At 66.1% G+C, this 14911-nt stretch carries 10 protein-coding genes; all 10 read left to right on the forward strand.

What is annotated here, in order from left to right; all coding sequences use genetic code 11:
- The first annotated feature begins 1 nt into the window (after nucleotide 1).
- Complete coding sequence (locus QRM89_RS03130) at nucleotides 2–784, forward strand: ParA family protein (RefSeq protein ID WP_011269794.1); 783 nt, start codon at nucleotides 2–4, stop codon at nucleotides 782–784.
- Nucleotides 781–2010, forward strand: coding sequence for a chemotaxis protein CheW (locus tag QRM89_RS03135; protein WP_285447265.1), 1230 nt, complete (start codon nucleotides 781–783; stop codon nucleotides 2008–2010). Before QRM89_RS03130 ends, QRM89_RS03135 begins: the two co-directional genes overlap by 4 nt.
- 97 nt (nucleotides 2011–2107) lie before the next feature.
- Nucleotides 2108–2416 carry an STAS domain-containing protein gene (locus tag QRM89_RS03140; RefSeq protein ID WP_011037055.1) on the forward strand — a complete coding sequence of 103 codons (309 nt, stop codon included), beginning with the start codon at nucleotides 2108–2110 and terminating at the stop codon, nucleotides 2414–2416.
- Complete coding sequence (locus tag QRM89_RS03145) at nucleotides 2413–2778, forward strand: response regulator (RefSeq protein ID WP_002806565.1); 366 nt, start codon at nucleotides 2413–2415, stop codon at nucleotides 2776–2778. Before QRM89_RS03140 ends, QRM89_RS03145 begins: the two co-directional genes overlap by 4 nt.
- Nucleotides 2779–2811: 33 nt before the next feature.
- Nucleotides 2812–4824, forward strand: coding sequence for a chemotaxis protein CheA (locus tag QRM89_RS03150; RefSeq protein ID WP_076036891.1), 2013 nt, complete (start codon nucleotides 2812–2814; stop codon nucleotides 4822–4824).
- A gap of 228 nt (nucleotides 4825–5052) precedes the next feature.
- Nucleotides 5053–7323 (forward strand): methyl-accepting chemotaxis protein, encoded by a 2271-nt coding sequence (locus QRM89_RS03155; protein WP_285447266.1) that lies wholly within the window; start codon nucleotides 5053–5055, stop codon nucleotides 7321–7323.
- 237 nt (nucleotides 7324–7560) lie between these two features.
- On the forward strand, nucleotides 7561–8094 hold the full coding sequence (locus QRM89_RS03160; RefSeq protein WP_285447267.1) for a hypothetical protein: 534 nt from the start codon (nucleotides 7561–7563) through the stop codon (nucleotides 8092–8094).
- A gap of 740 nt (nucleotides 8095–8834) precedes the next feature.
- Entirely contained in the window at nucleotides 8835–11006 is a 2172-nt protein-coding gene (locus QRM89_RS03165; RefSeq protein WP_285447268.1) for a methyl-accepting chemotaxis protein, read from the forward strand.
- A gap of 58 nt (nucleotides 11007–11064) precedes the next feature.
- Complete coding sequence (locus QRM89_RS03170) at nucleotides 11065–13851, forward strand: methyl-accepting chemotaxis protein (RefSeq protein ID WP_285447269.1); 2787 nt, start codon at nucleotides 11065–11067, stop codon at nucleotides 13849–13851.
- 293 nt (nucleotides 13852–14144) lie between these two features.
- Nucleotides 14145–14906 (forward strand): transporter, encoded by a 762-nt coding sequence (locus QRM89_RS03175; RefSeq protein ID WP_274348838.1) that lies wholly within the window; start codon nucleotides 14145–14147, stop codon nucleotides 14904–14906.
- The last annotated feature ends 5 nt before the right edge of the window (nucleotides 14907–14911 follow it).

Consider the following 14911-nt stretch of genomic DNA (forward strand, 5'->3'; position numbering starts at 1 on the left):
GATGCGTATCTGGGCAATCGCCAACCAAAAGGGCGGCGTGGGCAAGACCACCACGACGCTGGCACTGGGTCGCGGCCTGGCCGCGCTCGGGCACCGGGTGCTGTTGATCGACCTCGATCCGCACTCGTCACTCACCCGCGCGTTCGGCGTGGCCGTGGACCCGCCGCCGCGCGGCGTGCTGGACCTGTTCGGCACCCCGCCGAGCGACCTGGCCAGCCTGGCGCACGAAAGCGCCATCCCCGGCCTGTCCTACGTGTGCGCACAGGCCGCCCTGGCCACGCTGGAGCGCCGCAGCGCCAACCAGCCTGGCCTGGGCCTGGCCCTGCAGAACGCCATGGCCCGGCATGCCGGCCAGCACGACTACATCCTGCTCGATTGCCCGCCCACGCTGGGCCTGTTGATGATCAACGCGCTGGCCGCCTGCGACCGCGTGGTGGTGCCGACCCAGGCCGAACCGCTCGCCTTGCACGGCCTGGCCAGCATGGTGCGCACCGCCGACATGGTGCAGCGCTCGCGCCGGCGCGATTTGCCGGTATCGATCCTGCCCACCCTGTTCGACCGCCGCACCCGCGCCGGCAACGAAACACTGAAAGAAATGCAGACCACCTACGGCCCGGTGGTGTGGGAAGACGCGGTGCCGATGGATACACGCATCTGCAACGCCGCCGCCCTCACCGTGCCGGCCACCACCACCGATTACCAGGGCCGCGGCTTGTCCGCGTATCGCCGCGCGCTGGAATGGGTGCTGGCCGATGACGCGATGCGGATGGAGCAAGCGGCATGAGCAACCACACCGCCAATGGTGAGCTGGACGATTATCTGGAAGGCCTGCTGCACGATGCCGGCGTCGAGATCGACGTGGCCACGGTCACCGCCGTCGCCAGCGCAGCGCCGCTGGCTGCCGAGGCAGACCTCGCGCAGGCCGATGACCTGGCACTGGCGGAACCGCCCGTGCAGGCCACTGCAGCAGCGCAGGTGAGCGCCCCGGTGCTCAGCGCCGAAGCGATCGCCGCCGATTTCCTCGCCGAAATGGATGCCGACCCGGCGTTCGGGCCGCCGGTAGTGGCCGCGCCGAGCGCCGACGACATCGCGGCGGATTTCCTGGCCGAGATGGATGCCGACCCGGCATTCGCGCCGCGCGTGGTGGCACCCAGCGCTGCCGACATCGCCGCCGATTTCCTGGCCGAAATGGATGCCGACCCCGCCTTCGGCCCGCCGGTGGTGGCTGCACCGAGCGCCGCAGATATCGCGGCGGATTTCCTCGCCGAGATGGATGCGGACCCCGCCTTTGCCACGGCCGCGCCCAGCCCATTCATGAGCACTGCAGATCTGATGGCCGAGATGGATGCCGACCCGGCATTCGCCAGCGCAGAACCCAGCGCCGACATGATCGCCGCCGACCTGCTGGCAGAACTGGATTCGGACCCGGCCTTCGGGCTGGACGCCGCGCCGGTGGCCGTCCCCGCACCTGCACGTCCGGCACCCGCACCCGCGCGTGCTGCGCCTGCGCCGGTCTACCCGCAGGGCCTGCAGGCATTGCTGGCACCGGGCCAGGCCGAACACATCCACGCCGAGCGCCGCGCCAGCGAGCGCAGTACGCGCTGGCTGCGTCTGCGCTGCGGCGAACAGACCTATGCGCTGGAACTGCTCAAGGTGCAGGAAGTGGTGTTGCCGGTGCCGCTGCTGCCGCTGCGCGGTACGCCCAGCGCCATGCTCGGCATCATGAACCTGCGTGGCCAGGTGGTGCCGGTGATCGACCTGGGCATCCACCTGGGCTCATCGCCGGTGGACATGGACCTGCACACCCGCGTGGTGGTGCTGGAAGAGAACGGCGAAACCATGGGCCTGCGCGTGTCGGCGGTGGAAGACGTCACCAGCCTCACCGATCACCAGATCGAGCCGCCGGACAACGCCCGCCTGTGCCGCATTTCCAACAACCTGTTCCGTGGCGTGGCACGCCTGGGCCATCACCCGATGATCCTGCTCGACGCCACCCACCTGCTGCATTAATGCGCGCATGGTGCCGCGCACCAATGCGCCGATTCAACGTTAAAGCTTTCCCGCCCGCCGCCGTTAGTACGCATAGAACCATCCGTTCGGAGCAACAATGAGCACAGTGATATTGGGTGAGGATCTCGGCATCGAGACCAGCGCCGACCTCAAGCAAAAACTGGCTGCAGTCCTGACGCAGGACGGCGAGCTGGTGCTTGACGCCGGCGAAGTCCGGCGCATCCACACCGCAAGCGTGCAGCTGCTCTGCGCTTTCGTGCAGGCCCGCCGCAGTGCGGGGCTGCAGACCGAATTCGATGGCTGCAACGACACTTTTAGAGATGCGGCCCGTCTGCTCGGCGTCACTGACGCGCTCGGACTTTCCGCATCCAATGACAACCTGAAATCTGTGGAGAACGCCGCATGAGCGCACGTATCTTGGTGGTGGACGATTCGGCGTCGATGCGCCAGATGGTCTCTTTCGCCCTCACCTCTGCCGGCTTTGCCGTCGAAGAAGCCGAAGACGGCGCCGTGGCGCTGGGCCGCGCGAAGGGCCAGCGCTTCAATGCGGTGGTGACCGACGTGAACATGCCCAACATGGATGGCATCTCGCTGATCCGCGAACTGCGCCAGCTGCCGGACTACAAGTTCACTCCCATGCTGATGCTGACCACCGAGTCGGCAGCCGACAAGAAATCCGAAGGCAAGGCGGCCGGTGCGACCGGTTGGCTGGTCAAGCCGTTCAATCCCGAACAGCTGATTGCCACCGTCCAGAAAGTCCTGGGTTAACCCTTCCTCGTTTCACGATCGGATTTCACGCCCATGAGCATGGACCTGCAACGTTTCCACGCCACCTTTTTCGAGGAAAGCCGTGAAGGGCTCGACGCGATGGAGGCCGGGCTGCTGTCCCTGGAAGAGGGAAACCGCGACCCGGAAATCATCAACTCGGTGTTCCGCGCCGCGCACTCCATCAAGGGCGGTGCGGCCACCTTCGGCTTCGAAGCCGTCGCCGGCCTGACCCATGTGCTGGAAACGCTGCTGGACGAGCTGCGCTCCAACAAGCGCCAGCTTGAGCCCAATGCGGTCGATGCCATGCTCGGCTCGGTCGACGTGCTGCGCGCCCTGTTGCGCGAAGCCGAACACGGCACCCCGGCCGACCCGGCTGCGGTCAAGGCCGTGCACACCCGCTTGAACGCGGTGCTCGCCGGCGAAGCGCCGGCCGCCGTGGCCGTCGCCAAGCCGAAGGAAGAAGAACCCGAAGCCTGGCACATCGGCTTCACCCCGGCGCCGTCGCTGTTCATGAGCGGCAACGACCCGCTGCGCATCATCCGTGAGCTCGAGCACCTGGGCCCGCTGCAGATCGCCGCGCGTCTGGAGCGCATGCCGGGCTTTGAGAACATCGACCCGCTGGAAGCCTACCTGGCCTGGGATCTGGGCCTGATCGGCAAGATTCCGCGCAGCAAGATCGAAGACACCTTTGCCTGGGTCGTGGACGACTGCGAGCTGGACATCCGCCCGATGGCGGTGCCCGGCCCGCCGCCGAGCCTCGCCGTGGACGCTGCCGCAAGCAGTGCACCGACCGCCGTGGCCGCTGCTCCGGCTGCCGCCGCTGCCGAACCTGCTGCTGCGGCCGCCACGCCTGCCAAGGCCGCCGCTGCCGAAGCCGAAAGCTCCATCCGCGTCAGCGTCGACAAGGTCGATGCGCTGATCAACCTGGTCGGCGAACTGGTGATTACGCAGGCCATGCTCAAGCAGGTCTCCACCGGCCTGGACCCGGCGCATGCCGAACAGTTGTTTGCCGGCCTGGATCTGCTCGAACGCAATACCCGCGATCTGCAGGAAGCAGTCATCGGCGTGCGCATGCTCCCCGTGGACGCGGTGTTCCGCCGCTTCCCGCGTCTGGTGCGCGACCTCTCCAGCCGCCTCGGCAAGCAGGTGCGTCTGCGCACGATTGGCGAAAGCACGGAACTGGACAAGGGCTTGATCGAAAAGATTGCCGATCCGTTGGTGCACTTGGTGCGCAACTCGATCGACCATGGTCTGGAAATGCCCGATGCGCGCCGCGCCTCCGGCAAGGACGAAACCGGCACCATCACCCTGGCGGCATCGCACCAGGGCGGTCACATCGTGATCGAAGTCAGCGACGACGGCCGTGGCCTCAATCGCGCCAAGATCCTGGAAAAAGCGGCCGAACGCGGCATTGCCGTGCCGGACAACCCGACTGATTCGCAGGTGTGGGATTTGATCTTCGCACCGGGCTTCTCCACCGCCGATGCCGTCACCGACCTCTCTGGGCGTGGCGTGGGCATGGACGTGGTCCGCCGCAACATCCAGGGCCTGGGTGGCGAAGTGCAGCTGGAAAGCAACGCCGGCAGCGGGACTCGCGTGCTGATCCGTCTGCCGCTGACCCTGGCCATCCTGGACGGCATGACCGTGTCGGTTGCCGGCGAAACCCTGATCCTGCCGCTGTCCTACGTGCTCGAAGCGCTGCAGCCGGCGCCGGAAGATGTCCGCTCGATGGCCGGTGACGGCCGGGTGCTGCGGGTCCGGGGCGAGTATCTGCCGATCCTGTCGCTCACCAATTACTACGGTTTCGGCGGACAACAGTCCTCCAAGGAATCGCTGGTGGTGGTGGTCGAAGGCGACGGCCAGAAGATCGCGCTGGAAGTGGACGAACTGCTCGGCCAGCAGCAGGTGGTGGTCAAGAACATCGAGAACAACTACCGGCGGATTCCGGGCGTCTCCGGCGCCACCATCCTCGGTGACGGTCGCGTCTCGCTGATCGTGGACATCGGTGGCCTGGTGCGCTCGCTGAAAGTGCCGCAGGCGGCCTGAGTCAACGCACGTCGCTGCGGCAAGGATGCCGCAGTGGTCAGTCCCTAAGGACACGTGTCATCCGTCGGCGGTCTAGGGCCCGCCGGCTTGCGCTGCCGCCCTGCCCCTGTGCACGCGGCGATGCGTCGGGCCGCACTGCCCCAGTGTTTGATCCCAACGACCGTCTTCAGCGTTGCGACTGTGCCGACGCCCACGGTTTCCATTGGACCTTGTCGAAAAACAACTCCCATGAACTGGTTCCGTCATCTCGCCGTCGCGCGCAAGCTCGCTGTTGCCTTCTTTTTCACCACCTTGATCACCCTGTGCCTTGGCGCATTCGCCTTGTTGCGCATGCAGGCCAATGCGCAGTTGCTGCGCGATATCGGCCAGACCTGGGCCCCTGCCGTGCAGCAGCTGGGCGAGATGCGCGCCCTGCTCGGCGAATTCCGCACCTACGAGCTCGCCCAGCTGGCGCGTGCGAATGATCCCGAAGCGGTCACCAACTACTTCGAGCGCATGGCCAAGACGCGTGCCGATGTGGATGCCACCCAGCTGGCGTATGCCAAGACCACCACCGCCGGCAAGGAGACCGAGTTGTATGACGCGGTCAAACAGAAGCTGGCCGCCTACTACCAGGCCAACGCGGCGATGGGCGATGCGGTACGTGCCGGTGATTTCGTCGCTGCCAGCAAGGTGTCCGACGAACAATCGCGCCCACTGCGCCGCGACCTGTTCGCCAAGTTGGTGGAGTTGACCAAGTTCAACGCCGCGCACATGGATGCAGAAATCGCCAGCGCCGAAGCGGGCTATCAACGCTCCTGGAAGATCATGCTGGCCGCCATGACCCTGGCGGTGATGCTTGCCGCGTTTGCCGGCTGGTTCATCGCCCGCAGCATCGCCGGCCCGCTTGGCCGCGCCACCCGCGTGGCCGGCGCGATCGCCCAAGGCAAGCTGGACAACCCTATCAGCGTGGACAGCCGCGACGAAACCGGCCAGCTGCTGCACAGCATGCAGGGCATGCAGCGGCAGTTGCAGGCGGTGCTGGCGGCGCAGTCGGAGATGGCGCAGCGACACGACGCCGGCCAGATCAGCTACCGCATGGACGCCGACAGCTTCCCCGGCGACTACGGCACCATGGTGCGCGACACCAACGCCTTGGTCGGCTCGCATATCGCAGTGAAGATGCAGCTGGCGCAGATCATGTCGCGCTATGCCATCGGCGATTTGAGCCAGGACATGCAGCGCCTGCCCGGCGAAAAGGCCGTGCTCACCGACACCATGGACACGGTGAAGGCCAACCTCTCGGCGATGAATTCTGAAATCAAATTGCTGGCGCAGGCCGCGGCCAACGGCGACTTCAGCGTGCGTGGCGATGCGCAGCGCTTCCAGTACGACTTCCGCGCCATGGTGGAGAGCCTCAACACCTTGATGGCCACCGCCGATGGCAACCTGAGCGCCTTGTCGAAGGTGCTGCAGGCGATCGCCGCCGGTGACCTGACCGAACGCATGCACGGCGACTTCCACGGCGTGTTTGCGCAGATGCGTGACGACGCCAACGCCACCACCGAGCAGCTGTCCGGCATTGTTGGGCGCATCCAGCACGCCACGGTATCGATCAATGCGGCCGCCAGCGAGATCGCGGCCGGCAACAACGATCTCTCGCAGCGCACCGAGCAGCAGGCAGCGAATCTGGAAGAAACCGCTGCCTCGATGGAAGAGCTCACCTCTACCGTCAAGCAGAATGCCGAGCATGCGCGCCAGGCCAACCAGCTGGCGATCGGCGCCGCATCGGTCGCCTCGCAAGGCGGCGCGGTGGTGGCGCAGGTCGTCACCACCATGTCCGGCATCGAAGTGTCATCGAAGAAGATCGCCGAGATCATCAGCGTCATCGACGGCATCGCGTTCCAGACCAATATCCTGGCGCTGAACGCAGCGGTCGAAGCCGCGCGTGCCGGCGAACAGGGCCGTGGGTTTGCCGTGGTCGCTTCGGAAGTACGTACGCTGGCCCAACGCTCGGCCGGTGCGGCGAAAGAGATCAAGCATCTGATCGACGACTCGGTGAGCAAGGTGGCCGAAGGCTCGGCGCTGGTGGACCAGGCCGGCACCACCATGGCCGAGATCGTCGCCAGCGTGCAGCGTGTGACCGACATCATGGGCGAGATTTCTGCTGCCTCGCAGGAGCAGTCGTCCGGCATCGAGCAGGTCAACCTCACCGTGACCCAGATGGACGAAGCCACCCAGCAAAACGCCGCTTTGGTCGAAGAAGCCACTGCGGCTGCGCGTTCGATGGAAGAACAGGCCGGCCAGCTGTCCGATGCGGTGTCGATCTTCAAGCTGCAGCAGCAGGGAGCACCGATGGCAATTGCCAGCCGGCCCGCGTCCACGCGCGTTGCCGACAAGGCGCCGGCCAGCAAGCAGGCTGCGAGCACAAAGCCCGCATCTGCCAAGCCGCGTGCTGCGGCACGTCCGGTGGCCGCCGTAACGGCTGCCGCTGGCGACTCGAGCTGGCACGAGTTCTAAGCGGTAACCGCGCAACTGCCTGGCCGTCGCCAAGACGGGATTGTTAGCACAGCTCACAACGCCCCGATCCTGTCGGGGCGTTTTGCGATGTGTCGGCCACCGGACAATGGCCCGCGCCTCGGCAGCCGGTATTCCTTGACCCTGCCGTTGGTCGAAAGGTGATCAAGCACACCCTCCTGCGGCCGATACAGACAGCAATGAGGGCTGTCTGGCCCGCACCACGTCGAGGAAGCCCGCATGCACGCCACCAAGTCCATTCGTTCTGCGCACCACCTGCTGGGCTGCGCGCTCGGCGTGGCCATGCTGGCGGCCTGCGTGTCGTTGCCGCCGTCACTGGCAACGCCGGCGGCGCCGGCATCGGTGTTGCTGGATAACGTCCCGGTGGGCGCGCTGCAGTCGCTGGCGATCGACCTGGTGCAACTGCGCAACACGCAGCGTGCACAGCTTGCCGCCGCGCACGACCCAGCCCGCATCGACGCCTACGACGAACGCCTGGGCAATCTGCGCCAACGCATCGCGCGCCACGCAGGCTACGTCCAGGCCACCGTGCCGCAAGGCGAACAGGCACAGCAGTTCGCGCGTCTGCAGCAGCAACTGGGGCAGTACCTGGCGCAGCACCGGCAAGCCAATCGCGCCTTGCACGATGGCGATCTGCATGCCGCCCAGGCGTTGTCGCTGGGCTATGCCGGTGACACGCGGCACCTGCTGTGGACCGAACTGCAGAGCCTGCAGCGATCGGTCGCCAGCGTGAGCAGCACGCCGCGCCGTTGAGGTCGCGGCAAGGCCGCGGCGCATCGCGCGCGGCCCTGCCATCGCAATGCATGCAGCGCTCATTGCCGATCCACGCCAGCGCTTGATCGAAGCACGTGCGCGGTTGCGGTTGCGGTTGCGCAGCGTAACCAGCGATGCATTCACGGTGTTGCCGACCACACGGCAGGACTTGCGATCAACAAAAGCGCAGGCGGAGCCACCTCTAGCCCTGCCGATCGCCCTCGCCTCGTGGATCAGACGCGTAGATGTCGCGTGCCACTGGCAGCTACTGCTTGCCAAGTGGGTAACGCGTGGCTTCGCTGAGAAATGCAGCAGCCGTGCAGCAGCCGCACGAAGACGTCAGTGCGTCACGAGACCGCTGCTCCGAGATTAGTGTCTGCCGTAGCCAGCGCTGGCATGCGTGCAACGATCGTCCAGCGCCCTGATGATGCAAACGCGCGCCGGGTTTCAGTTCCTTGAGTTGCCCGCCCATCACATTCGCCGCGGCAGCAAGCAAGCCACCCAGCGATGCCAACGCGACGCCCAGTGTGTTGCACACCTCCCAGGGCCGAGGCCGCCACGGCGCCTATGTTCAGTGCGCTGCGTGCAATCGATTGGTGCACCACCGGCCGTTTGGCACCGCGCAGCCGCTGAATGCGTAATGCGCTAGCACATTGAGTGTCAAGTCGCGCTCAACATTTTTGCGATCTGGTCGCTATCCGACTTAAGCCTGTCACACATTCCCTAGTCGGATACCCGTCATGACGTTCAAGACCACGATTGCAAAAACGCTGGCCAACGTACCGCTCAAGCGCAAGTTCCTCGCCCAAACGGCGCTGGTGGCGCTGGGCATCATTGCGTTGGCGGTGATCGCCGCGCGCATGCAATACGTGGATCTCACCGACACCCGTCGCGATGGCCTCAAGAGCCAGATCGAGATGGCCATGGCGGTGGTCAACGGCTACCAGGAACGCGCCGAAAAGGGCGAGATGGACGTGGACACCGCCAAGAGCCGCGCACTGGCGACGCTCTCCACCATGCGCGCGCGCGGCGGCGTGGATTACATCTACGTCACCGACCAGGCGCCGCTGATGCTGATGCACCCCACCCGCCCCGACCTCAACGGCAAGCCGCTGAACGATGTGCTGAGCCCGGACGGCAAGCGCATCTTCCCGGCCTTCGTCACCGCCGCGCAGGCCGGCGGCGGGTATGTCGACTACACCTGGGCCAAGCCCGGTGAAAAGGACCCGGTGCAGAAGACCTCTTACGCGTCGTTGTACAAGCCGTGGGGCTGGGTGATCGGCACCGGCGTATACCTGGACGACACCCAGTCGCAGGCGCTGGTGTTCACCGGCATCGTGGCTTTCGCCGGCGGTGTGCTGGTCCTGGTCAACCTGCTGGTGGGCTGGCTGATCGGCAACTCGATCCTGGAGCCGGTGGCGCGCGCATTGGCCGCGATCAAGGGCGTGGCACGCGGCGATTTGAGCGTGCGCACCGCCGAGCACGGCAATGACGAAATCGGCCAGATGCTCAAGGCCACCGACGACATGGTGCACACCCTGGAGCGCTTCTCCGCGCAGACCAAGGTGATGATGCACAAGCATGCCGGCGAAGACATCAGCCACCGCATGCCGACCGATTTCCCAGGCGTGTACGGCGAACTGGCCGGTGGCATCAACACGATGATCTTCGAACACCTGGATGCCATCGTCGCTGCGGTTGGCATCCTCAACGAATACGCACAGGGCGATTTGTCGCGCGATGCCACGCGCCTGCCCGGCACCCGCGCGGTGCTGCACGAAGCCATGGATGCGGCCAAGGCCAGCCTGTTGGCGATCAACACCGAGATCAAGCGCCTGGCGCAGGCCGCGGCCAATGGCGACTTCAGCCAGCGTGGCGATGCAACCCGCTTCAAGCACGACTCCGCGCGCATGATCAACGACCTCAACGCGATGATGGAGGTCAGCGACCGCAACCTGGGCAAGCTGTCCGAGCTGCTGGCCGCACTGGCCGAAGGCGACCTCACCGCGCGCATGGAAGGCGATTTCCACGGCGTGTTCGCAGGCATGCGTGACGATGCCAACACCACCGCGTTGCAGTTGTCGGGCATCGTGGGGCGCATCCAGCAGGCCGCGCAATCGATCACCGGCTCGGCCAGCGAGATCGCTGCCGGCAACAACGATCTGTCGCAACGCACCGAGCAGCAGGCCGCCAACCTGGAAGAAACCGCTGCCTCGATGGAGGAACTCACCTCCACCGTCAAGCAGAACGCCGAAAGCGCCCGCCAGGCCAACCAGCTGGCCATCGGCGCGGCCGGTGTCGCCTCGCAGGGCGGCCATGTGGTGAGCCAGGTGGTGGACACCATGTCCGGCATCCAGACCTCGTCGAAGAAGATCGCCGAGATCATCAGCGTCATCGACGGTATCGCGTTCCAGACCAACATCCTGGCCTTGAACGCGGCGGTGGAAGCCGCGCGTGCCGGCGAACAGGGCCGTGGGTTTGCGGTGGTCGCCTCGGAAGTGCGCACCCTCGCCCAGCGCTCAGCTGGTGCAGCCAAGGAGATCAAGCACCTCATCGACGATTCGGTGGGCAAGGTCACCCAGGGCGCGGCGCTGGTCGACCAGGCTGGCAAGACCATGGCCGACATCGTGTCTTCGGTGCAGCGCGTGACCGACATCATGGGCGAGATCTCCGCCGCCTCGCAGGAACAGTCCGCCGGCATCGAGCAGGTCAACCTCACCATCACCCAGATGGATGAAAGCACCCAGCAGAACGCGGCGCTGGTGGAAGAAGCCACCGCTGCGGCCAATGCGATGCAGCAGCAAGCGCAGCAGCTGGACGATGCGGTGTCTTCGTTCCGCGTCACCGCCACGGTGCAGTCGCTGCGCGCACGCGCCGCACAGCAGACCGATGCCCTGCTTGCCAGCTATTGAGTGACGTGTCACGCCCGCCGGCACGGCGGGCTTTTCTCCCCACCATGCAGATCGGCCCATGACCTCTACGCTCTCTTCCCCACGTCGCGGCGCCAGCCTGGCCTATCGTCTGATGCTGGGAACGGCGGTGGTGGCACTGCTGTGTTTCGGCCTGACTGCCGCCATCACCTACTGGCAAAGCAGCCGCGCGTTGACGGCCTCGGCGCAAGCCACCATGCAGAACGCGGCACGCTATCAGGCCGAGCAGATCGGCAGCGAGCTGGGGCAGGCCCTGACCACCGGCAAGTCCGTGGCCACCACGTTGCTGGTACAGCGCGCCAACAACAGCATCGACCGCGACACCGCTGCGGCGGTGGTGCACGACCAGCTGCAGGACCATCCCGAGTGGGTCGGCATGGGCACCTTGTGGGAAGCGCAGGCCTTCGATGCGAAAGACAGCGCCTTCGTCAACGCCAAGGGCCACGACGCCAGCGGCCGCTTCATGACCTACTGGGGACGCGACGGCCAGTCACTGGTGCGCGAACCGCTCACCGATTACGACACCCCGGGCCTGGGCGACTGGAACCTCAAGCCGCGCGAACTTGGCCGCCAGACCGTGGCCGAACCGTACAACTACCAGATCGGCGGCAAGACCGTGCTGATGACCACCTTGTCCACGCCGGTCCAGCAAGACGGCACGTTCCTGGGCGTGGTCACCGTAGACATCGCGCTGGCTGCCTTGCAGCAGCGGCTGGGTGCGCTGCGCCCGATGGACAGCGGCTATGTCGAGCTGCTCTCGCCCGGTGGCATTGTGCTGGCCTCGCGCGACACCGCGCGGATTGGCAAGACCTTTACCGACGCGCGTCATCGCGCCGTGCTCGATGCCATCAGGGCCGGCAAGGACGCGGTCGATTTCGTGCCGGATGAGAACGGCGCGGTGAGCGCCTATGTACCGCTGCAAATCGGCCAGGCGCAGGAACGCTTCGCACTGGGCGTAGTGGTGCCGTACGCCACCATCATGCAGCAGGCGCATCGCCTGCTGTGGACGATTCTGCTGGTGGGCCTGGGCTCGGCGCTGGTGCTCAGCATCGCGTTGTTTGCGCTGCTGCGCCGCCAGGTGGTGCGCCCGCTCGATGCCGCCGCACGCGTGGCCGATGCCATTGCCTCGGGCAAGCTGGACAACCAGATCACCGTGCAGCGCCAGGACGAAGTGGGCCGCCTGTTGAGCGCCATGCAGCGCATGCAGAGCGATCTGCGCCAGCGCATCGAACGCGACACCCAGATCGCCAACGAGAACCTGCGCATCCGCACCGCGCTGGAGCACTCGGAGATGGAAGTGCTGCTGGCCGACGAACACCACACTGCGGTGTTCATTACCGAGGCGTTGCACACCTCCTTCAAGCACGGCGAAGCCGCCTTCCACGCCAAGGGCCAGACCGGCTTCAGCGCCGATGCGGTGGTCGGCCAGCCGTTGGAGTACGTGTTCGGCAGCGATGCCGACGGCAAGGCGCGCACGCAGCGCCTGCAGCAACTCACCGCCACCGTCTCCGAGCGCTACACCTTCGGCCCGGTGACGCTGGACCTCACCATGACCCCGCTGTATGCCGGCGATGGCCGCCGCAGCGGCAGCATGCTGCTGTGGCGCAATGTCAGCGCCGAGGTGAGCGTGCAAAACGAAGTGGCCGCCCTGGTGCAGTCGGCGTTGCTCGGCGACTTCACTCAGCGGCTGGCGCTGCAGGACAAGCACGGCTTCTATCTGGAATTCGGCCGCCAGCTCAACGACCTGGTCGATACCACTGCGCAAGGGCTGGAACGCATCTCGCGCCTGCTCAGCGCGCTGGCCGAGGGCGACCTCACCGTGCGCATGGACGGCGACTTTCAGGGCGTGTTTGCCCGCATGCGCGATGACGCCAATGCCACCGTGACCCAGCTCACCGGCATCGTTTCCGGCATCCAGACCTCGGCCACGCAGATCAATGCAGCCGCCAGCGAAATTGCGGCCGGCAATAACGACCTGTCGCAGCGCACCGAACAACAGGCGGCCAACCTGGAAGAAACCGCTGCCTCGATGGAGGAGCTCACTTCCACCGTCAAACAGAACGCAGAAAGCGCGCGCCAGGCCAACCAGCTCGCAATCGGCGCGGCCAGCGTCGCCTCGCATGGCGGCGAGGTGGTGGCGCAAGTGGTCACCACCATGTCCGGCATCGAAGTGTCTTCGAAGAAGATCGCCGAGATCATCAGCGTCATCGACGGCATTGCGTTTCAGACCAATATCCTGGCGCTCAACGCTGCGGTGGAAGCCGCGCGTGCCGGCGAACAGGGCCGCGGGTTTGCCGTGGTCGCCTCGGAAGTGCGCACGCTTGCCCAGCGTTCGGCCGGTGCGGCCAAGGAGATCAAGCACCTGATCGACGATTCGGTGAGCAAGGTGGCGCAGGGCTCCTCGCTGGTGCACCAGGCCGGCACCACCATGGCCGAGATCGTGGCCAGCGTGCAGCGCGTCACCGACATCATGGGCGAGATTTCCGCCGCCTCGCAGGAACAGTCTGCGGGGATCGAGCAGGTCAACCTCACCGTCACCCAGATGGACGAGGCCACCCAGCAGAACGCCGCCCTGGTGGAAGAAGCCACCGCCGCCGCCCGTGCAATGGAAGAACAGGCCGGCCAGCTCAGCGATGCGGTGGCGGTGTTCAAGCTCAGCCACGCCACCGCGCCGGTGGCCGTTGCAACGCTCGCCAGGCCTGCGACACCAGACATCAAGCGCCCGCCTGCGGCAGCCAAGCGCAGCGTGGCGCCGGTACGTCGCACCGCCGCCAAGCCGGCGCCCAGCCAGAGCAGCGGCAACGACAGCCAGTGGCAGGATTTCTGATCCTGCGCCAGCCTGCGCATGGCGATGCCTGCGCAGGCCAGCTAAGCGGCAGCCATCACCCGACTGAGCGTGCCTGGCACACAAGCGAACGCGGCCGCACACAGCAACATCCGGCGCGACGCCCTGCCCGTTCCGCTTGTCGGACACGCATCAAGAACTGACAGGCGCCGCCGTTAGCGTCAATAACATCGGTCGCCTGCGCCCCACGCAATCGCCGATCGGTACGCGCACCGCCGCCGTGGCAGCCAGTGCCAGCGCTCTGCGTCAGGACGTTCAACGTTCCAGGGGTCGCCATGAAGCCATGTGTGCTTGCCAGCTGTCTTGCCATGTTCGGTGTCGCCGGGCTTGCCCGCGCCGAAGATCCGATCGCCACCGACCGCCCGGATTTCGTCGAGTCCAGCCTCACCGTGGGCCATCAGCGGCTGCAAATTGAAACCAGCGTGGCCGGCGAACGTGATGACGGCCTGGATGGATTCGCGACACCCACGTTGTTTCGTTACGGGCTGGGCCCGACCTGGGAACTGCGCCTGGAAACAGACGGCTGGCAACGGCTGGACGTGGACAATGACGCCAAGGTCTCCGGCATGTCCGACGTTGCGCTGGGCGTGAAGCATCACCTGGCCGGTTCCGATGATGGCAAGGCCTCGCTGGCCTGGTTGCTGCACGTGGACCTGCCTACCGGTGCGCGCGCGTTGCGTGGGCATGGCGCACGCCCCTCGTTCCGCCTGGTGGCCGAGTGGGACTTGAGCGACAGCATTTCCGCCGGCGTGATGCCAGGCGTGATCTGGGATGACGACGGTGAAGGCAACCGCCATACGGCCGGCATTTTCGGCGCGGTGATCGGCAAATCCTGGAACGATCAGGTGCGCTCGTTCGTTGAAGTGGCGCTGCCGCAGATCGCCCGCAGCGAAGATGGCGGCACCGTCGCGCTGCTCGATGTCGGCTCGGCCTGGCTGCTCAGCAACGACGTGCAACTGGATGCGGTGTACAGCTACGGCCTCAATGACCGCTCACCGGACCACGCGCTCGGCGTGGGCCTGTCCCTTCGCTTCTGATCAGG

Source organism: Xanthomonas sp. LMC-A-07 (assembly GCF_030208825.1).
GTDB classification, from domain to species: domain Bacteria; phylum Pseudomonadota; class Gammaproteobacteria; order Xanthomonadales; family Xanthomonadaceae; genus Xanthomonas; species Xanthomonas campestris.